General features: G+C 39.4%; 15 protein-coding genes. 9 read left to right on the top strand and 6 right to left on the bottom strand.

The annotated features are described in order from the left end of the window. Nucleotides 1-28: 28 nt before the first annotated feature. Together NSU14_RS28230 and NSU14_RS28225 are read right to left on the bottom strand one after the other, a co-directional pair. The gene (locus NSU14_RS28230; RefSeq protein ID WP_340948017.1) at nt 29-802 is read right to left on the bottom strand and encodes a phage antirepressor; all 774 of its coding nucleotides are present in this window, start codon (nt 800-802) and stop codon (nt 29-31) included. Nucleotides 803-955: 153 nt separating this feature from the next. After that, nucleotides 956-1,492, bottom strand: coding sequence for a hypothetical protein (locus tag NSU14_RS28225; protein WP_340948016.1), 537 nt, complete (start codon nt 1,490-1,492; stop codon nt 956-958). 537 nt (nt 1,493-2,029) lie between these two features. On the opposite strand from NSU14_RS28225, the gene NSU14_RS28220 reads away from it, so the two are divergent. From NSU14_RS28220 to NSU14_RS28195, 6 genes are all read left to right on the top strand, one after another. Continuing rightward, nucleotides 2,030-3,652: a restriction endonuclease subunit S gene (locus NSU14_RS28220; RefSeq protein WP_340948014.1), complete on the top strand. Its 1,623-nt coding sequence runs from the start codon at nt 2,030-2,032 to the stop codon at nt 3,650-3,652. Between the two features lie 108 nt (nt 3,653-3,760). Next, nucleotides 3,761-6,181 carry an N-6 DNA methylase gene (locus NSU14_RS28215; RefSeq protein WP_340948013.1) on the top strand — a complete coding sequence of 807 codons (2,421 nt, stop codon included), beginning with the start codon at nt 3,761-3,763 and terminating at the stop codon, nt 6,179-6,181. Further along, on the top strand, nt 6,174-7,670 hold the full coding sequence (locus NSU14_RS28210; protein WP_340948012.1) for a type I restriction-modification system subunit M: 1,497 nt from the start codon (nt 6,174-6,176) through the stop codon (nt 7,668-7,670). Before NSU14_RS28215 ends, NSU14_RS28210 begins: the two co-directional genes overlap by 8 nt. Then, nucleotides 7,663-8,814: a restriction endonuclease subunit S gene (locus NSU14_RS28205; RefSeq protein WP_340948011.1), complete on the top strand. Its 1,152-nt coding sequence runs from the start codon at nt 7,663-7,665 to the stop codon at nt 8,812-8,814. Before NSU14_RS28210 ends, NSU14_RS28205 begins: the two co-directional genes overlap by 8 nt. A 252-nt stretch (nt 8,815-9,066) precedes the next feature. Next, nucleotides 9,067-11,976: a type I restriction endonuclease subunit R gene (locus NSU14_RS28200; RefSeq protein WP_340948009.1), complete on the top strand. Its 2,910-nt coding sequence runs from the start codon at nt 9,067-9,069 to the stop codon at nt 11,974-11,976. Between the two features lie 44 nt (nt 11,977-12,020). Further along, nucleotides 12,021-13,934, top strand: a complete 1,914-nt coding sequence (locus NSU14_RS28195) for a helix-turn-helix transcriptional regulator (protein ID WP_340948007.1) — start codon at nt 12,021-12,023, stop codon at nt 13,932-13,934. Between the two features lie 845 nt (nt 13,935-14,779). Here NSU14_RS28195 and NSU14_RS28190 read toward each other — a convergent pair. Next, a complete protein-coding gene (locus NSU14_RS28190) occupies nt 14,780-15,028 on the bottom strand; it encodes a helix-turn-helix domain-containing protein (protein WP_340948006.1) in 249 nt (82 codons plus the stop codon). 151 nt (nt 15,029-15,179) lie between these two features. Between NSU14_RS28190 and NSU14_RS28185 the strand changes: the two genes are divergently transcribed. The 3 genes from NSU14_RS28185 (at nt 15,180) to NSU14_RS28175 (ending at nt 17,570) form a co-directional block, all read left to right on the top strand. After that, the gene (locus tag NSU14_RS28185) at nt 15,180-15,677 is read left to right on the top strand and encodes a hypothetical protein (protein WP_340948005.1); all 498 of its coding nucleotides are present in this window, start codon (nt 15,180-15,182) and stop codon (nt 15,675-15,677) included. Between the two features lie 184 nt (nt 15,678-15,861). Next, nucleotides 15,862-16,551 (top strand): nuclease-related domain-containing protein, encoded by a 690-nt coding sequence (locus NSU14_RS28180; protein ID WP_340948004.1) that lies wholly within the window; start codon nt 15,862-15,864, stop codon nt 16,549-16,551. Beyond that, nucleotides 16,548-17,570 (top strand): restriction endonuclease, encoded by a 1,023-nt coding sequence (locus NSU14_RS28175; protein ID WP_340948002.1) that lies wholly within the window; start codon nt 16,548-16,550, stop codon nt 17,568-17,570. The genes NSU14_RS28180 and NSU14_RS28175 overlap by 4 nt, the downstream gene beginning before the upstream one ends. Nucleotides 17,571-17,632: 62 nt before the next feature. On the opposite strand, the gene NSU14_RS28170 is transcribed toward NSU14_RS28175, so the two are convergent. The 3 genes from NSU14_RS28170 to NSU14_RS36065 form a co-directional block, all read right to left on the bottom strand. Continuing rightward, on the bottom strand, nt 17,633-20,524 hold the full coding sequence (locus NSU14_RS28170) for a DEAD/DEAH box helicase (RefSeq protein WP_340948001.1): 2,892 nt from the start codon (nt 20,522-20,524) through the stop codon (nt 17,633-17,635). 1 nt (nt 20,525) lies between these two features. Beyond that, entirely contained in the window at nt 20,526-20,924 is a 399-nt protein-coding gene (locus NSU14_RS28165; RefSeq protein ID WP_340948000.1) for a (deoxy)nucleoside triphosphate pyrophosphohydrolase, read from the bottom strand. A gap of 369 nt (nt 20,925-21,293) precedes the next feature. Continuing rightward, entirely contained in the window at nt 21,294-21,398 is a 105-nt protein-coding gene (locus tag NSU14_RS36065) for a putative holin-like toxin (protein WP_445670069.1), read from the bottom strand. Between the last annotated feature and the right edge of the window lie 254 nt (nt 21,399-21,652).

The raw sequence follows: 21,652 nt of genomic DNA, 5'->3' as shown, positions 1-21,652 counted from the left end.
GACTGTTGGGTCGAGATCCCCTTTGCTGTTATATTTGTCCATAGCCGCGGCTCTCCTTAAGAAACTGGTTAATAAAATATTGCTGCCCTGTTCCTGTGACTTTGGTAGTTTTGCTAATGGTGACATGACCGTCCGAGTGAGTGATGGCGGTTTCCTTTACTTTGAACAAACCGAGTTCCATGGCTCTTTGCGTTGGCGTGTTGTAATCTGTACCTTTGCGCTTAATGAGATAACCATCCTGACGAAGCCGCTCGAAAAGGCGGTTTTGCCCAATTTCAAGACCATTTCCTTTGAGGATTTTTGCCAATTCCCCAATAAGGATGGTACCTTCCGAAACCGATACCGCATCGGCGAATATGACCTTCGGCGTATTCTGGGCAGCTTCCAACTCGAGTCGATCCTTGGCAGCGCGTTCTTCCTTAAGGGCGGTCAGCACCGTAATCCAAGTGTCGGGGGTGTTCATGATTTCTTCCAGTTTGGCGGCAATGACGTATGCGCTGTGCTTACGGATGGTTGGCAGAACTTCGTGAGTTACCCAGCGTTTGAACTTCTTTGCTTCGAGTTTGCGAGAGAGTAGTATGACGTTGTATAGGCCTCTTTCACTGATAATATCGGTATCGCCTTGACGCCCTAAGCAATACTTAGCCTGATCATCGTCATCCAATTTGTCAGCAATCTTACTAGGATTGCTGAGATCAAGCACGGTGCAAACATCTTTCAGCACCCACCATGGCTCAACGTTTTTCTGTACCGTCCTGATTTCAATTCCCTCATAAGCGAATGCTTGCAATTCGTTGTTCATATTGATCCTCCTGAAAAATGGATGGTAGGGATTTACCCCTTCACCATCCACAGGACAGAAGGCGGGGGATTGAGTACCTGTGTTTTGAAAAATATTATTTTTTCGTTGCCCTCTGATATCCACGGGACATCAGAGACTTTTTGAGTACCGAGTTTATATAATATCTTTCAGACGTTCTTGTAATTGAGTGAACAGCTTCGTTTTCCTCTTATTAATCGCTTTTTGTGACAGCCCAATATCGGCGGCGATATCCCGCTCGGATTTGCCGATACAGAAGAGTTCCATAATCCTGCGGTTTTCTGGAGCCAATTCCTTCAGGGCCGCGAATAATTCTTCGTACAGCTGCTTGTCCGCTACGAGTTCAGCCAAATCGACTGTGTCGGATACTTCGAAGCCATCCTCGGTGAACTTGTCCAATGAAAGGATACTGTTTATCCGTTCTATTGGTGGGAGTCCTTTTTCCGCACGCTCTAAATCGCATTCACGACAGTTTTTGGTACAGCGATTACCTTTTTCATCTAGACAACGCATTTCTCGCTCCTTGTGTTTACGTTCCGCCCACGCCGGACGTTTGTAGGCTCGATAGACTTCTTCGGAAGTGGGGACTTGCTGGCCGTCGACAATTACGTGCCACGCACCTTCGTAAAAATTACAGTTCTTTGGTTGACTCTGATTTTCTTTGATTGACATATAAAAAAGCCCTCCTTCGGTTTGAGCCGAAATGGAGAGCTTTTTTGATATTACAAACCAGACCACAGATGGTTGGAAGCAATTCAATAGGATTTCTCCATTTCGAATTGCAACCTCACTTCCGTTAGGCGATTGCAAATATTTGGTTGTATTTCACACAACACCGGAATGCCCTGCAGGTGGCTGTCGTGTGAAGGTTTCAATCTATGTATTAATAGTAATTCAGTCAAAATCGTCCTAACAGGAAGTCAGACTTCCTGATATTCGGACAAAAAATGAGCCCTTGCAAATAAGCAGAATACTGTTTATTTGCAAGGGCTTTGATAATGCTCGAAAAGAAACACGAAGTCTGACTTCATGTTTTCTCGAAATTTATTTGATTGTACGTATGAAGCAATTGCGAATAGATAATACGAGAGTGATTTGATTTTGGTATGTTAATACCAAAATTGAATATCGATTGACATGCCTTCTATGCGGTGCTATATTTTTATGTGTGATAATAACGGTGAGTTGTTTTGCAAAGGGGGCATAACGGTGCGTAACGACAAGCAGATGAACCATATTTGGAATCGTTATAATGCGTTAAGGGGATATACTGCTCAGTCAGAGTTGCATGTTGTATTGTTCCTTTTAAAAAAGACAAAAGAGGAATTTGTATCAAATTCAAAAAGACCTACTGAGCAAAAAGCATATGAGGTAATGCTTTCAATAGCAGATAATTACGGAATGAAAAATCCATTTACGGATTCAAGGACGTTTTTTGGTTCCTTTATGGATATGGATGATGAATCTATTGATTGGGAAATGGCTCTTGCATCTGCAGATCATAGAGAGATGTTTTATATACCGAAAGTGCTAATTACTGAATTTGAAAAACACTTCAATCCAAAAATTAAGACGGTATTGATTCCTGAAGCCGAAAAATTTGTACCTTACCTTACTGAATTAGTGAGCCGATATTCTGATTGCGAATTCTTCATAACTACCATGAATAGTGTAAGTAAAGTTTTTCTCGATGAAATGTTTAAGGAGCATGTGAATGTAATTGTCAAGCAGACAAGTATTTATGATTACGAGTTTTCAGCAAGAAAGTTTGATTTAATTCTGGCGGTACCTGTATTTGGAGCAAGAGAACGCGGAGAAGATAACGGGGATTTCATTTGTAGGGAATATGAAATGATAGCTGTAGAGAACTTACTCCTACACTTGAATAGTTCGGGTGTATTGGTAATTGTACTTCCAGCTCGAATAACTTTTGCTGCGGGCTCGATTAAAGATTTAAGAGAATTTATACAAAGCATGTATAAATTGGAGGAAATAGCCGAGCTGCCAACTGGGATATTTGCATCTACCGCTATTAAGACGTATATGTTTACAATTACAACTGGTCGCACAGAAGATGTAATGATTAAGAGGTATGATGCTGCTACAAGCAACATCAAAAAAAAAGAAATCAATGAAATGGTTCTCATTGATAATACATTTGTTATGCTGGAAGAGTTGGTGGAAATGAGTCACTGGAATGTTGATCATATCTTTGGGATGGTGGATGAAGACTGGCAGCGTTATCAGAACTCAAGCATTAAAAAAGAAGAATTAGGTAATGTTGCTGAAGTATTTCGCGGTAAGGCGATCAACAAAAAAGATGCTAATGGTAGCATTGGAGTCGTAAATATATCGAACCTTAATGATTATGACATTGATTATGCGGGCCTTGATCACATCGAAGAGGAAGAGCGTAAAGTTGCGAATTACTTACTAAGAGATGGGGATTTATTATTGCCAGCACGGGGAACAGTGATTAGAATAGCGGTTTTTAAAGAACAGAAGTATCCTTGCATCGCATCATCAAACATTATTGTAATAAGACCGAATGAAAAACTGCTTTTAGGGACGTACCTAAAAGTTTTCTTAGATAGCCCGATGGGGAACAAAGTTTTAGCAGGAAAGCAGCAAGGAACTGTCGTCATTAATATTAGCTATAAAGACTTGAAGACGCTTGAAATCCCGTTGCTCAGGGTTGAAGAACAAAAGGTGATCGCAGAAGAATATGAGCAAGAACGTTCCAGATATGTAGAAAGCATTCGTCTAGCTGAGGAAAGGTGGAATGAAGTTATGGAGCGTCTTCAAAAAACTATTATCAATGTAAAACGGTAAAATGTTTACATAAATAACCGAGTTGTAATGGGAGGACTACTTAAAAATTCTGTATGTATTGCTGAGGCTTCATTAAAAGTATCGGCCTGGCACCAGGGAGGGAATTTCATGATCGGGGCTATCATTGGCGATATTGTCGGTTCCAGATTTGAATGGGATAATCATCGCTCGAAAGATTTTGATTTTTTAACATACAAATGTTTTTTCACTGATGACTCGGTAATGTCATTAGCGATATGTGAAGCACTTATGATCTGTAAACGTGATTATAGAGACTTGGGCGACCAAGCTGTTAAATCCATGCGATTTATTGGAAGACCCTATCCGAATTGCGGGTATGGAGAGAGATTCTATAAATGGATGTACAGTGATACTCCTGAACCATACAACAGTTTTGGTAACGGTGCTGCAATGAGAGTAAGTGCCTGTAGTTATGTAGCCAATTCCATCGAAGAAGCTAAATTGCTTTCGCACAAGGTGACAGCTGTAACACATAACCATCCGGAGGGGATAAAAGGCGCTGAGGCTACTGCGGTTGCAGTCTTTCTGGCTCGTAGCGGGAAAAACATCTTAGAAATTCGCGATTACATTGATAAGCACTACTACCCCATGAATTTCTCGATCGATGAAATCCGGGAAACGTATCAATTTAACGAGAGTTGCCAAGAAACAGTACCACAAGCACTTGTTGCGTTCTTCGAGTCTTCCAATTTTGAAGACGCAATCCGGAACGCTGTCTCTATTGGTGGAGATAGCGATACGTTGGCTGCAATTACTGGAGGTATAGCAGAGGCCTACTACGGAGTGCCGACAAATATCAGAAAGCACGCACTAACATTTCTTGATGAGCGGCTTCTGAGGATACTGCTTGAATTCGAAAACCTATATCCAGCAAAGATGGAAAAGATACAGTCTTCAAGGAGCGTCAGCATTAAAGAAGAAGCTGTCGGAGCCAAAATAATAACTGGAGGTAGGGAAGAAATGATCCAATTAGCAATGGATGCTGCTGATGAAGCACTAAGAAACAGTGCTTCAGCGCCTGAAGAAACAACAAGTCAAAAACTTTTTTCTCACCTTTTTGAAGCCTGCAATGTTCTGCGCGGCCCAATTAATCAGGATGAGTACAAAAGCTATGTAACGCCAATTTTATTTTTTAAACGTCTATCTGATGTTTATGACGAGGAAACACAAGCCGCATTAGAGGAATCTGGTGGTGATGAAGAATATGCTAGTTTTCCAGAAAACCATCGTTTTATTATTCCTGAAGGGTGCCATTGGCAGGATGTTCGCGAAGTTAGTGAGAACGTTGGAGTAGCAATAGTCATGGCTATGAATGGAATTGAACGTGCCAACCCGGATACTCTTAACGGTGTATTTAGCAGCTTTGATGATGCAAATTGGACTGATAAAACAAAGCTGTCAGATGAACGATTAAAAGATCTTGTGGAACATATGTCAAAAATAAAAGTAGGAAATAGTAACTATTCTGCTGATGTTATGGGTGACAGTTATGAATTCTTAATTAAAAAGTTCGCGGACTTATCAAAGAAAAGCGCGGGAGAATTTTATTCCCCACGTCCAATTGTAAAGCTTATGGTTATGCTTTTGGCACCAAAAGTTGGTGAGTCCGTATACGATCCTGCAGCTGGAACTGGTGGGATGCTCATTGAAGCTATACATTATATGAAGGGTGATAAACTTACTTATGGTCGTATCTATGGTCAAGAGAAGAACCTCGCAACTTCTGCAATTGCCAGAATGAACCTGTTCCTTCATGGGGCGCATGATTTTAAAATATCTCAAGGTGATACACTGCGATCGCCAAATTACCTGGAAGGCGGTAAGCTGAAAACCTTCGATTGTGTCATTGCGAACCCACCATTTTCCCTGAAAAATTGGGGAGGCGAACAATTTAGTTCTGACATCTACGGACGTAACATTTGGGGGTGCCCTTCAGATTCTAATGGGGACTTTGCCTGGTTGCAGCACATGGTTAAATCCATGTCTCCGAATGCCGGACGATGTGCGGTTGTACTTCCTCAAGGTGTACTATTCCGTGGTGGAAAAGAAGGCGAGATTCGTAAACAACTTGTCGAGTCCGATAAGTTGGAATGCATTATTACTTTAGTACGTGGAGTTTTCTACTCAACAGGTGTCTCGGCTTGTATCCTGCTTCTGAATAATAACAAATCAAATAAGCATAAAGGTCGCATATGCATGATTGACGCTTCAAACGTTTATACTCCCCAACGTGCACAGAACATCATGACAGAGAATGACATTCGTAGAGTTTTTGATTATTACACTGATTACGAGGATGTAATTGAACATGTGAAGATCGTCAGTGTAGATGAAATCCGCGGTAAAAACTACACACTTGCAATCAATAATTATATTGAAATGAAAAAACAAGAAACCGTGCGGCCAGCAGAGGTTCGAAGAGAGTATTTTGAAGCTTTTGATGAGATGGTTGAAGCTGAAGAAGAAATGTTGAAACTACTTCAGGAAGGAGGATACATCAATGAGTAAGCGTATTACAATTGAAGAATTGCAGTCCTACCTTTGGAGTTCTGCTGTTCTATTACGAACAAATATTGATGCTGGAGCTTATAAGCAGTATATATTTCCGCTATTGTTCTTCAAGCGTATCAGTGATGTTTATGATGAGGAATGTAAACAAATTCTTGAAGATTATGGTGGAGATGAAGAAGCTCTGGAGTGGGAGGAAAATCACCGCTTTATCGTACCAGAAGGCGCTCACTGGCGTGATGTTCGAGCAGTATCTGAGAATGTCGGAGTTGCTATAGTGAATGCTTTCCGAAAAATAGAAAATGCAAATTCCAACAAACTGCAAGGAATCTTTGGCGATGGCTCCTGGACGAATAAAAATCGCCTACCTGATCGGTTATTGAAAGAGTTAATTGAACATTTCAGCACTAAAACACTCTCAATTAAGAACTGCCCGGAGGACGAACTCGGTCAGGGATATGAGTATCTAGTAAAAAAATTTGCTGATGACAGTGGCCACACCGCACAGGAATTCTATACGAATCGCACGGTGGTACACTTGATGACGGAAATGCTAAAACCCGAATCCGGCGAAACCATCTATGATCCTACATGCGGCAGTGCTGGGATGTTGATTTCAGCAATTGCATATTTAAAGGATCAGAAAAAAGAATGGCGTAATGTTGCGGTCTTTGGACAAGAGATTAATGCACTTACATCGGCCATAGGCAAGATGAATCTTTTTCTTCATGGTGTGAAAGACTTTGACATCGTCAATGGTGATACATTAAAAGCACCAGCTTTTATTGAAAAAGGTCAACTGAGACAATTTAATTTGATCCTTGCCAATCCACCTTACTCAATTAGCCAGTGGGATCGTGAAGCATTTATAAGTGATAAGTTCGGTCGCAACTTTCTTGGAGTACCTAATCAAAATAGAGCGGATTTTGCATTCATTCAACATATTCTTAAAAGTATGGATGAACATTCTGGAAGATGTGCAATTTTACTTCCGCACGGTGTGCTTAATCGACAAGAGGAAGCAAAAATGCGGAGAGGACTTGTTGATAATGATCTAGTGGAATGCGTTATCGGCATTGGGAAAAATTTATTTTACAACTCACCCATGGAAGCTTGTATTTTGATATGCCGCTCAAACAAGGCAGTTGAACGAAGAGGTAGAATTCTGTTTATCGATGGTCGTGCACATTTAACTCGACGTGGCACTGAGAGTTTTTTAGCACAAGAGGAAATAGAGATAATCGCACAAACATACTATAATTTTCACTCAATTACTGAACTGTCATATGTTGCAAATGCTGAAGAAGTAAAAATAAATGAATATTCTTTAGCAATAAACATGTATGTTGCTCATGCCAACCCACAGCAAGTGCCAAATGGTGAATCTTCAGATATGTTTGTTGAAAAATGGATGGATCAATCGAGACAACTTCATAAATCGCTTGCTTTAATGCGATCATTTATTGAAGAGGAGCAGAGCAATGAATAGAGTGAAATTCGCAGATGTTGTTATCAGAGCCAACACAAAAGAAGACAAAGATAATACTGAAAAAGAATTCTATGTGGGTGGAGAACATATTTTAAGCAGCGAAGTTTTAATTAAAAACTGTGGAGTAATTGAAGGTTCCACTATTGGACCTATGTTTTATTTTGGATTTAAGGCTGGACAGGTTCTATTTGTTTCTCGGAATCCTCATCTAAGAAAAGCCGGTATGGTCACTTTTGATGGAATTTGTTCTGAGAAAACCTTTGTACTTGAGTCAAAAGATGAAAACGTATTGCTCCAGCGATATCTGCCCTTTGTTCTACAGAGTAACGATTTTTGGACTTATGCTGAAGCTAATAAAAGCGGATCGGTAAATTATTTTATTAACTGGAGCACACTTGCCAAATACGAATTTGATCTTCCAAGCATTACTGTGCAACGAGAATTAAGCGATTTGCTTTGGGCAATAGAAAATACAAAGCAGGCATATAGAAAATTATTGCAGAAAACGGATGAGTTGGTGAAGTCTCAATTTATCGAGATGTTTGGAGAACTCGGAAGTAATATTAAAGGTTGGGGATTAACGACATTAGGAAATTGCTGTGAACTTAATCCACGAAGGCCTAGGGATCTAGATTCTAAAGCTCAGTATTCATTTGTAGCAATGCCTTCAGTAAGTGAAAAAGGCATTATTGACTCAAGCATTCTGAGACCTTACTCAGAAGTCAGCAAAGGCTTTACATACTTTGCAGAAAACGATGTCTTGTTTGCGAAAATTACACCTTGTATGGAGAATGGCAAGGGAGGCATAGCGGTTGGACTCAAAAACGGGGTTGGTTTTGGCTCTACAGAGTTCCATGTATTGCGACCTATCATTGGGAAAAGCAGTCCGTACTGGCTATATATCATTACAATGTTTAGTAAGTTCAGGCAAGACGCAGAAAAAGTCATGACAGGCACCGGCGGGCAAAGAAGAGTTCCAATTATGTATCTGGATCAATACCCCATTTCCTTGCCACCAATTGAGCTTCAAAATCAGTTTGAAGCATTCGTTCGCCAGAGCGATAAATCAAAATTTGAACTGGAACAAGCACTTAAAGAGCTGAATTCCACTTACAAGACAATCATTTCCGAGAATCTTGGCTGATTTGTAATTTGATTTCCTCCTGATTCATGTTATTACAACATTAGGGAGGAGATCTTGTGGTCGATGAACACGCGGCAACTAGAAATGTAGAAGACAGGCTGCTGTCGTTGTTCATCGCTACAAAAAGAGTAGAAGGTTGCTCGGAGAGGAAACTCAAAGGATTGAACAGCTCGTAGGAGACGTTTACTACAAATGCAAAGATTTTTCATATAATCAATATCGATATTGCTATTAAGATCGGAGGGCCACTTGATGTTTAATGAAGACAATACAATCGAGCAAATGACGATGACAACGCTCAAAAGCAATGGTTGGAAGTACATAACTGCCGAAGAGTTGCCACGCGAATACTCGGATGTCATGGTTGAAACTATGGTTAAAGAGGCGCTAATTCGTCTTAATCCTGAAATTGCTGAAGAACCATCTCGAGCAGATGAAGTTATCTATAAACTACGTACTATAATATTGACGGTTCAACCACACAACCTGGTAACGCAGAATGAACTGTTCAAGAAGATGGTTTTTGAGGAGAACTCTTACCCATTCGGCAAAGATGGCCGTATGATTCCCATTCGTTTCTTTGGAACAATGACTAAAGAGGACCTAGCGCTGAACGAATATATTGTCACAAACCAATGGGTATATCCAAAAAAAGAAAATGGTAAAAGGCTAGATATTGTACTTCTGATTAATGGATTTCCAATGGGGATAGGTGAGTTGAAAACGCCCGTTCGTAATTCTATAACATGGTTGGATGCTGCTGGAGACATAGCTGCATATGAAAAGAGCATACCGGGCATGTTTGTAACTAACATATTCAATTTTGCTACAGAAGGCAAATGTTACAGATATGGTTCAGTTTGCATGCCAATTGGAATGTGGGGTCCATGGCATACTTCGGATCATAAAAGTGAAGGAAGTCTTGCTGATGTGAAAATCAGTATTGAAGATATGATTACACCTGAAAAAGTCATGGACATTTTTCAGTTCTTTACAGTATTTTCAACAGATAAAAAGTACCGAAAATATAAAGTCATATGCCGTTATCAACAATATGAGGGTGCGAATCTTATTGTGGAACGCGTAAAGGTTGGATACCCAAAACAAGGTCTTATCTGGCATTTTCAAGGTTCTGGTAAATCATTGCTGATGGTTTTTGCAGCACAGAAACTCAGAATGATGCCTGAATTAAACAATCCTACAATAGTTATAGTTGACGACCGAATTGACCTAGAGACGCAGATAACTGCAACATTTAATGCGTCAGATATTCCTAATCTCGTCAGGCTTGGCTCAAAGGACGATTTAGAATCCTTCTTCTTAGGGGACCAAAGAAAGATTGCAATTACAACAATCTTTAGATTTGGTGATATTAAAAAGGAACTAAACCCTAGAGACAATATCATTCTTATGGTTGATGAAGCTCATAGAACTCAGGAAGGCGATCTAGGTAGTAAAATGCGACTTGCTCTTCCGAATGCGTTTTTCTTTGGCCTTACAGGTACACCGATTAATCGTATTGATAAAAATACTTTCAATACTTTTGGTGCAGTTGAGGATAAGAGTGGATATATGAGCAAGTATTCCTTTTCGGATTCGATTCGTGACAATGCGACACTACCATTGAATTTTGAACCGGTACCAGTTGACCTGCATGTTGATAGAGAAAAGCTCGATGCTGAATTTGAAGCATTAACAGAGACCTTATCTAAAGAAGATAAAGCAGAGTTATCTCGAAGGGTAAACATGAAAGCAATTATGTATGACCGCAAGCGTATCAGAAAGGTCTGCGAGCATATATTCAAACATTACCGGGAGAAAATTGAACCGAATGGATACAAGGGTCAGGTTGTTTGTTATGACAGAGCATGCTGTCTTATGTATAAAGAAGAACTTGATAAATTGCTAGGTCCGGATGCAACTACAATCGTTATGGACACCAATAATGACAAGGAAGATAAATATAGAGCGTTCAGACGTGATAGAGACGCAGAAGGGAAGGTTCTAGATAGATTCAGAGAGGCTTATGATCCTCTGAAACTAGTAATAGTTACGTCTAAGCTTCTTACTGGTTTTGACGCACCTATATTGCAGGCTATGTATCTTGATAAGCCAATGAAAGATCATAACTTGCTGCAGGCCATCTGTCGTACTAACAGAACCTATGATGAAGGTAAGACACACGGTTTGATTGTTGACTACATAGGTATTTTTGATAATGTAGCAAAAGCTTTGGACTTTGATGAATCGAGTATGAAAAAGGTCATTTCGAATATCGAAGAGGTTAAGAAGCAAATCCCTGCATTAATGCGTAAGTGCTTGAGTTATTTCATGGGAGTTGACCGTACAATAGATGGTTGGGAAGGTTTGATTGCTGCTCAAGAATGTCTGCCAACTAATAAAATCAAAGATGAATTTGGAGCCGATTATAAAGTGCTCAATAGAGCTTGGGATGCGCTTTCGCCAGATCCATTTCTGAATCCAATGAAATACGATTTTCAATGGCTGACAAGAGTGTTCGAATCGGTGAAGCCTACTGATGGAAGAGGCGGGTTGATTTGGGCAGCACTCGGAGCGAAGACATTGGAATTGGTTCACGAGAATCTGCAAGTGGGAGAAGTACATGATGACATGGAAATTCTTACGATGGATGCAGATTTAATCGATGCATTCATTGAAAAACAAAAGGATCTGAGAAAGACAACGATCAAAATTGAAATTGATTTGGTCGCGAAAATTAGAAAACACAGTAATGATGTTAAATTCGTTAAGCTAGGAGAAAAACTTGAAAATCTCCGTGAGAAACACGAACAAGGGCTAATAACCAGTATTGAGTTTCTAAAACTGCTATTAGAACTTGCGCGGGAAGCAGCAGAAGCTGAAAAAGAAGTAGTGCCTGAGGAAGAAGTGGACAAAGGCAAGACAGCATTGACAGAGCTTTTTGATGGGGTGAAGAATTCAAAGACACCAATTATAGTCGAGCGTATTGTTAGCGATATAGATGATATCGTTAGGATTGTACGTTTCGATGGTTGGCAGGGTACAACTGCAGGAAAACAGGAAGTGAAGAAAGCTCTTCGGAGTGTTATCTGGGTCAAATACAAAATTAAAGACAAAGAAGTCTTTGATAAAGCCTATCAATATATTGAGCAATATTACTAATTCGGAGACCAGATGTGATGAGAATCCGGCAGGGAGGTGATAAGGTGCATAAGTACTATAAATCATTTGAAGCTTATCTCGAAGATATTTACTACGATGAAATGCATCGAGCAATAAAAAACTCAATCCTTCAAAAAGGAAGATCACTTTACTTCAATTCTTATAATGTATTAGATCCCTCATACATTGAGGTAAAAAACATCCGTGTAAGAAGCATAAAATTCTATGGTATCGAACACCGTCAAATTTTTTTTAATGTTACTGTCAATGCTGAAATTCTTTTAAAAGGGATGGTTACACGTGACTATGAAGCTGATAGGCAGTCTAAATGGTTTATTTTATCCTTCTACGGACATCTAATATCAGGCCTTCGAAAAGTCTTGATAATTGATGTTAGAGATTACAGCAAAGAGAGATTTAGCAAAGAAAATGCACTATCAAAGTACCTGGTCCCTTATTTATATTCGGAAGACCTGGATCATGAAGCTGAAAGATTCTTGCAAAAGTATTATCCAGAAGCACTGGAGAATCCAATGCCATTAGACATGGCCGAGCTGCTGGACAATATGTGTCTAACTATGCATTATGCACCTTTGCCGGATAATATTTTTGGCATGTCATACTTTGGTGAGGCTCAGGTGGAAGTATTCGAGGAGGATATGAGATACACTCGAACAGAAAATATTGATGTTGGAACCATATTGGTAAATCCCAATGTATTTTTTATGAGAAATATTGGTTCAAAAAATAATACAATTGTTCATGAGTGTGTTCATCATGATCTCCATGCAAACTTTTTCGAATTACAGAAGCTGCTGAATAACGACGTGACTTCAATAAGTTGCGAAGTAGTTGAGGAATACGGAAAAGATACGGTAGGGATTGATAAAGCCTTACACTGGATGGAATGGCAAGCTAATGTTCTAACACCAAGAATCTTAATGCCTTTAAAAACTACAAAACAGAAACTGAATGAAATATTGGTAGGGCTACACGGTGAAAAGCAAGATCTACGGAGTGCTGAGATTTTGCAGCTTGCAATTGAGGAACTCGCTATTTTTTTTGGTGTATCCAAATTAGCAGCAAAACTACGAGCGATTGATGTTGGGGTTGAGCAGGCAGCAGGGACCTTTGTATATGTCGATGGTAGATACTATCCACCAGTTTCCTTCCGAAGCGGCACATTAGGAAAGAATCAAACGTTTGCAATTGATAAGATTAATGCTTTTAATGAAGCAAAAATGTCGCAAGAGCTTTCGGAAATGGTGTTCTCAGGTAAAGTTGTTTATGTAAATGCTATGTTTTGTATTAACGATCCTCATTACGTAATTCGACTCGAAGATGGCTCAATTGAGTTGACTGAGTATGCATTAGAGCATGTTGATGAGTGCTGTTTGATCTTTGATAGAACAAATCGAATCAGCAAATTGTATGATGATTCCTATTATAGAAGGTGTTTTCTCTGTAGGGATGTTAATGCTGTCAATTTTGTTGAGGCAACGTACAATCCAAACTTTATAGATAATCAAAATGTACAAGAACGTGCGGAGGAGACTGCGAAAATAAGCGATTTCTCAAAAAAAATTTCGGATGAACTAATGAATATGCCTGGGAGCTTTTCAAAGACGTTGAGCTATCATATGAAAAGAAGAAGCCTAACTATTGAGATTGTTGCTGAACGGTCTGGTTTAAGCTCAAGAATAATTAGCAATTATAGAAATAATGAAGCGTTAACTAAGGAGTTACCAACGGTCATGGCACTATGTATTGGATTAAACTTACATCAGTTTTATGCTGAGGATTTAATTGCGAAGGCTGGACATCAATGGAAGAGGACACATGAACACATGGTTTATAGATGGTTAATATCCTCACATTCGGATGAAAACTTACATCAATGGAATAAGAGACTAGAAGATGCAGGTATTTCTCAGCGTCTCCCGAGTAATAAACATTAGTAAATATACAGAAACTTATTTTCCTGGACGTGCAGACTAGTTTCAGATTAGTTGCAGTGACACGTATTATAAAAAGAGAGAAATTACATGTTTTAAATTGAATAGTATAGTGCTAATGGAATAGCGATGGGGAGAAGGGAATAAGGAACAAGGAAAAGATTAAATGTACTGATTTATAAATTATTAAATGTAATCTCATAAAGTATATTACGCATTTCATCCATCTTTGAATGGTTTCTTTTCTGGACTTCAAATAAAATGGGATATGTCATGATAAATATTCCAACCAACTGAACTGAAAGAGTTAACTCAAGAAGGATCTTAATGAAATAAAGCGAATAATCATTTTTCTTGTAGAGAGTTCTCTTTTTAAGTGCATAAACTTAAAAAATTAAACGTATTCATAGATAGCCTTGTAAACGATTTTATAAAATAATATTTTGTATAAGCAAATCAAGTGTCAACCTAAATACATAGACTAAGAGCCAATTACATGATCGGTCAAACCATCGTTAGAAATCAGAGTACCACAAATATCAAGCATTTACATTCTACTAAATCCCATGGAATTTAATAAACTCGCTTTTTGTATGAGTATGAATTTGATTAAATAAGTAAGGGAACAGCTACGAAAGCGTTGGATTTTAGCTTCGGTTCTCTTGGTATTTATCATTAACTCAGTAAGTTCCATCTTGGAAAGCAATAACGGCCATAAGTAAACTAATTTCTGGGAAAGCAATACAATTGCGTTTATGTTCAATTTAGCCGATTGACTCGCTAAACTGAACATAAAAAGTATTAAAGTAGAGAATTGAAGTTTTTCAATTTTCGATTTACCCTCAATATCATTTTTCCTCCCCCAACAACTCCCCAACAGAAACCTCTAGCGCTTTTGCTATTGCCAACACCTCATAATCCTGCACAAGCCTATATTGACCCTCCAATCGCGACAAACTGGTTGGGCTGATGTCTAAGCCGAAGGTTTGCAACCTGGCGAGGAAATCCTTTTGCTTCATTCGTTTAGCTTTTCGAATAGCTACAACTCGGGTCCCGATGATGTTTTTATCGCCTGGGGGCTCTTTGCGATGTCTCATTTCCGTGTCACCTCACAATTTAACCAAATTGTATGCGAGGTAACTGTTGTTTTAATGCGGATATCGAATTAAAATAAAATAAACCGATAAACGCATTAAAATTTCTGTACATCGTCTACAGATATAGCTTTCCCAGGAAGGAGAGGGTGCGATGCAACATCTTACGCATAATTATGAGGAGGAGAAGCGCAAGCTGAATGAACTCGGAAATAAATCATTGGAGCAGGGGATTCCGCTAAGCAGCAATGAAGCGGTTCAGGCTCAGAGCCGTAAGGTGGATGAACTCATTAATCAGATGTATCAAGAAAAAAGCGGGCATACAGCTTCATTTCGTTTGAAATTCGGTCTTGGAGGGGATGTGGTGAGCTTTCCAGCATGGTTTATACAGACGATTCAAAGTCGATTGAATGAGGTTACCGCACAGATCGAATATCATTCAGAGCCTAGACATCCTTTTGAAGAAGAGAGCAAAGCTTTTCAAGCATTATTTGAGTCCATGGACATTGCACATATGCCAGAGTTTGAGTGCTGGGAGGACAAGCTTCAATTGAAGCAATCCGTTATTTATGAACGCTTATATCTACAAGGGCTTAAGGATGGTATGCAACTTGCAAATGCCTCTACTGCCCCTCCAGTTCTCTCGGACTAAGACATGTCCTGTGGAATATACTGCAAAAGTATTTTGGTATCAGTACGAAGAGTGATACATGCAAACTTTATTATTGGGCTGTCCATGCGACAGTCTTTTTTCTTGGTGTTTTTGGGGAGGTAATCCTTCCCATATTGTCGAATTACCATACATATTGTAAATCCAGTTGATATGAGGTTTTGCTATGTTAAAAGCACTGTTCTCTCTCTTCAAAAAGTCTGATGCTAAGCTTCCACAGGCTGTGCAGAAGATACAATCTCCAAAGCCAAAGCCAAAAGTGGCCTCCACACGAATTGGTGAGCTAGGCGAACATAAAATTAATATCCAACTGGATCAGTTACCTAAAGAGTGCAAATCGTTAAGCGATTTAATGCTCCCTAATCCCAAGTCTCGAACAGGCTACACTCAGATTGATCATATTGTTATTTCTCCCTACTGCATATTTGTCATTGAGACGAAAAACTACAATGGGGAAATTAAGGGTGGGCGGGTTGATCAGCAATGGTCAGTGAGCAACCGTTACAAGATGTATAATCCGCTGAAGCAGAACTACGGGCATATCAAGGCTATGAAGAGTCTGATAAAAGGTGTAGCGGCAGTAAAGTTTGTCTCCATGATCTCATTCACGATGAGATGTCGGTTCAGTATTGATCCGGAGCTTCGGAAGATTCATTCGGACGAACTGGTTGTCTATGATGTGGAACTAAGCGAGTTTATCTCTAGGAAGCTAATTAATTTGAAGACGAGAACTCCTGAACCTCCCATTTCTGCCGCACAGGCCCAAACCATATATGATCGTTTGGCTCAGGCTAATATCACTGATGCCGAGATCCGCAAGCTTCATGTACAAAGAATAGAGGGAGGTCAACTATGAAAAGTATGTGGCTTGTTCGAGCAGGAGAAAGGGCATATCTTATTAATGAATTTAAAGAAAAGCAAGCTGTGGCGATTGGCTGGGACCAATTGGGAGATATTGGTGCGGTAAATTCACTGCAAGAGATGAAGAAGCTTTTGAAGGTGACGTATCCTGAATATAAGGATGGTAAGATCAATATTACTGCTGGCCAGATTTTTCGTTTTGTAAGTGAATTTAAATTAGACGACCAAGTAATCACATATAATCCTGAAGAGCGCCTCTACTATATAGGAAGAATCAAGTCTAATTATGAATTTAAGCCAAATCATATTACGGATATGCCCCATATTCGCAGAATCGATTGGGAGGGAACTGTATCTAGAGATGTTTTGACGGCAAGCGCTCGTAATACTCTTGGTTCCATAATGACTATTATATCTATCCCGAATGATGTTCAGAAGGAATTGCTCAAGCAAATGGTAGCCGGACAGACAGAAGGTAATCAACACAGTCAACCCATAGAGTCTGTGCAAGCTGAGACGGAGGAAGAAGCTGAGGAGTTAGAACTAATCAAGGAAGACGTTATTGAGAAGTCCAATGAATTTATCAAAGATAAGCTTGCTAAGCTAGACTGGAAGCAGATGCAGAAATTTGTTGCGGGCATCCTAAGAGGAATGGGTTACAAGACGAGAATATCACCTGAAGGGCCGGACCGGGGAAGAGATATTTTTGCATCCCCAGATGGTCTAGGGCTTGAAGAACCCAGAATCATAGTGGAAGTAAAACACCGTTCAGGCAGTATGGGATCTAATCAAATACGTAGTTTTACTGGAGGATTAAGAGTAGGCGATCGGGGAATTTATGTGTCTACTGGTGGATTCACCAAGGAAGCGAAATATGAAGCGGAAAGATCTAATATCCCTTTATCGTTAATAGACTTGGACCTGCTCGCGGAGTTAGTAACGCAATACTATGATCAATTTGATTCAGAGACACGGACATTAATACCGTTAAGGAAAATATATTGGCCGTTATAAGTTTGAATGTTTTTGGCTAACTAAGGACGTGGTGTATTCACGTCCTTAGTTATTGATACATTTCAAGATTTAGTCAGATACCCATAAAGCTTACTTTCCACAGCATTCTCTAATAGCAGATTCATATGCACAACGGATATAGACTCATTATTCTTATCCAGCATAGATGCCTGTACAGCGCTCGATTGATCGGGATGTGCTTTACCTAAGTAGTAGAATTCTGTTCCATCTGCATCATCCTTTTTCACGAAAACATGAAGGTTGATCTTTAAGCGGTCTGCCTCAAGAATCGTTTTAACCTCCTCAGATTCAAGTGTTCGTCTACTTCTTGTTGACCACGTTAGAACCTCTGCGTTGATGAAGTTTTCTTGATATTTCGTACTTGCTTCTATTTCTTCCTGTTTGTGATAGGTTACAAAGATTGGGCAAGTCTGATGTTTTGTTTTATAACCATAGATAGTTGAGCCCTCATCATTACTCCAATTCAAAAGTTTACAAGAATCTTTTCTGGAATACTTCTTGTATAAGGTTAAGGGTTCGCCACAATCATACTGTTCATTTTTATGAAATGCAGTCTGAATAATATCAATGACCATTTCTCGAAAATACATGTTATTCTTTAGCGAGTTAGCCAACATTGGGTGGAAAACATAATTTTGAGATGGATCGAATTGCACTATAGCTGTTTCTCCATATTTTTCCCTTGTTGGTTCGGTGAAAAATGATAGGTTGAGTACACGTGTGACAGAATCAATAGTTCTGGAATCTGTTGGACATCCATCCTCCATAAGGGCATTCATATACTGCGTCGAAGTGACATTATCTTTAGAGAGAAGTAAGTTTATTAATATAATTTCATGCCTACGTTTTCCATTAAGAATCTCTGCTGATAACATCGCTATATAATTCTTCTCGTGCTCTGATAAGATGGGAATGTTTTCTTTAATCTTTTGTAGAAAGTGATAATAGCTGGAATGCTCATCAGTGAATATAAGCGGATCAATTGAATTTGCTTCAATGAAATCCATTAGTTTGGGTATTCGATTAAGGCGATTTTTAAGTTGAGAGTAAGATTCTTTAAGAATCTTGAGTGCTGTTAGATTGCTATTACTAATCGAGCGATAAATTTGTTGAATGGCAATTTCTTCGAAGTTAATGGTTGAGATGCCCTTAATATAACTGGTGTCCTTCATATGACGACGGATATTATCCTTGTTCTGAGTCTGGTCTCCAGAAAGGGCTACAGGAATCAAATAATTATTTTTATAGTTACCAATAAAGTCGATGATCGTGACGAACTCTTTATTAGGATGCTTACGTAAGCCACGTCCTAGCTGCTGAACAAACACTATACTGGACTGAGTTTGACGGAGCATCACAACTTGGTTAATACAAGGGATATCGATTCCTTCATTGAAAATATCTACAGTTAGAATATAGTCTAGGTTACCTGATTCAAGATCAGTTACACAGCGCTCCCGTGTTTCTTGACTATCGCTTCCAGTCAAAGCTACTGTACGATAACCTTTCATATTTAGAATGTTAGATAGCTCGATAGCTTCTTCTCTGCGACTACAAAAGATTAATCCCTTTATGGCTTCCCCTGAGTAACCGTAATATTCAATCTTTTCAATTACATAAGTTACTCTTTCATCAGTGACTAACTGGGAGAGTAGAGTCGTATCGTCAATGATTTGGCCGTTGTATTCAAAGTCAGTAACGCCAAAGTAGTGAAATGGACACAACATGTCTTCCTCCAAAGCTTCCTGAAGGCGAATTTCATAAGCGATGTTGTAGTCGAAGAGTTCATATATATTAAATTCATCAGTGCGTTCTGGAGTTGCTGTCATGCCCAGTAGGAACTTAGGTTTGAAATGTTCGATAACTTTAAGGTAGGAACGTGCTCCGGCTTTGTGAACTTCGTCAATCAGAATATAATCAAACGCCTCAGGATTAAAATTGCTTAATGAGGAGTCCTGAGAGATAGTTTGAATTGTAGCAAAGAGGTACTTAGCCTCTGTTTCTTTACTGTTTCCGGATAAAATACCAAAATCACTGTCCGCACCGCCTAGAATTCGCTGATAATCAGCCAAAGCTTTTTGCAAAATTTGTTCTCGGTGTACTACGAATAACATTCTGCTTGGAGCAAAGCTTTTCACGTCAAAAGCAGAGAGATAGGTTTTTCCTGTTCCTGTCGCTGAAATAACAAGTCCTTTAACTGCCCCTGTTGTGCGCAACTCTTTTAGATTTTGTAGTGCTCTCTCCTGCATTTTATTAGGTGAGACTAAACCAGATACGGTTTGAGGGAACTTTTCAGGAGTGAAGGGCATTGCTAGTCGATCATTACGGGTTACCTTCTGAACCTCTTCATAAAGAATTTGATATAATTCGATCCATTTATTCGTTAGTGGAACAGCATTAAGCCATACCTTTTCAAACTCACTATGGAACTGCCCTAGGAGGCCCCCATGTTTAAAAGATGTTAATTTCACGTTCCATTCGTAGTTGGCTTTTAATGCTGCAGCAGTCAGATTAGAGCTTCCCATAATGATTGTTGAATGATCTTCATGTTGAAAAACGTAACCTTTAGCATGAAAACCACTTAGATCTGTCAAACGAACTTCAACATTCGTTATTTTTAGCAACTCACTATATATTTTGGGCTTGTTAAAGTTTAGATAATTGGAAGTTAGGATTTTACCAGTAATTCCTCGTGATTTCAGATCAGCTAAATGAGATTTAAGAGTGGCTAAGCCACTCTCCGTAATAAATGCAACAGAAATAATGAAAGAGGAACAGTGATCAAGCTCCTCTAGCAAAGGTGTAAGCACGTAATCATTGGTGTCCTTATTATTGACTAATAGTTTTGGCTTATATTTATCCGGTGAATCCTGTTGATGGTCAATAAATGCCCAATTTAAAGAACTGTTCAAATGTAGAAGGGGATTGTCCATTTCAATTCCCCAGTGTTTCTTGAATTTTTTGAACAGCAGGAATATCAGCAGGTGCCCATTCTAAAGACATCAATTCATTAGCAGGTAGCCATTGTATGGCAACATGTTCAGTTAAGGTTGGTGTACCTTTTAATAGATTGCAATAAAAAGTAGTGAGATGAACAAAACCAAAGTCATATTCATACACAGTGGTCTCGATCGCTTCACCAATTTCGATTGTGCAGTTCATTTCTTCATCGATCTCTCGTTTTAGTGCAGACTGTGGTGTTTCGCCATCCTCAATTTTCCCGCCTGGGAATTCCCACATGTAAGCCAATGCTTTGCTAGCTCCTCGCTGCGCACAAAGTATCTTTTCATTTTCAATGATCACAGCACCAACTACATGAATATGTTTTTTCATTAGTTCCCTCCGGTTATGCAGCTTAATGAGAAAGTTATAGATTCTGCATTGATAATACTATTTTAGTATAATTTCATTAATGTTTACATACTGCATATGAGGAAGAGGTCCGGCTCCGCAGAATTCTATAGATACAGCGCGATTTGGGCGGGACTAGATCAGCATGAGGGTAATCATTTCGTTTTAGATTAATGCAACTGAGATTTTCTTACTTTATGAAATGACTTGTGGTAGTAAAGGCAGAAAAAAGTATAATACAAAGAGAGCTGTGCGCTAACACGACTCTCGGAGCAATAGCCGCTTTTAAGGGCGGAGGCTTTTAAAGGTAAACCAGTCAAAGAATAGACCGCTTCCCTTGAGAAGGGCGGTCTATTTCTTTTTGAGGTAATTTAGCAGCGCGATAATGAACATGCCGAACATGAACATTAGGGACCACGAATGAATAAATTTTAATATACGAACCGAATCCCCCAAAAAAGCTCAAGCGCAGGCTTCCCATCCCTGCCTTTGAGCTTTTTTCTATGCAGCCCAAGACTCTCCATGGAAATATATTCTTCCGTCGTAATACTTTCGCCATGTTCGTTCAGCCTGATTTCAGCGATGATAGAACCTGTAAGATGATAACGCCGAGCGCGTTCATCCTACATCCGGTTCTTATCCGGGCGGGCGTAACGAGGCGGGGATCTCAGGTGATCCCGCAGTGCCGGCATGTATGTTACGGTATCCTG

Origin of the sequence: Paenibacillus sp. FSL R10-2771, assembly GCF_038000205.1 — a bacterium.
Lineage (GTDB): Bacteria > Bacillota > Bacilli > Paenibacillales > Paenibacillaceae > Paenibacillus_AQ > Paenibacillus_AQ phytohabitans.
Note: the sequence above shows the minus strand (reverse complement) of the source record. Positions and strands in the feature narration are given on the sequence as shown.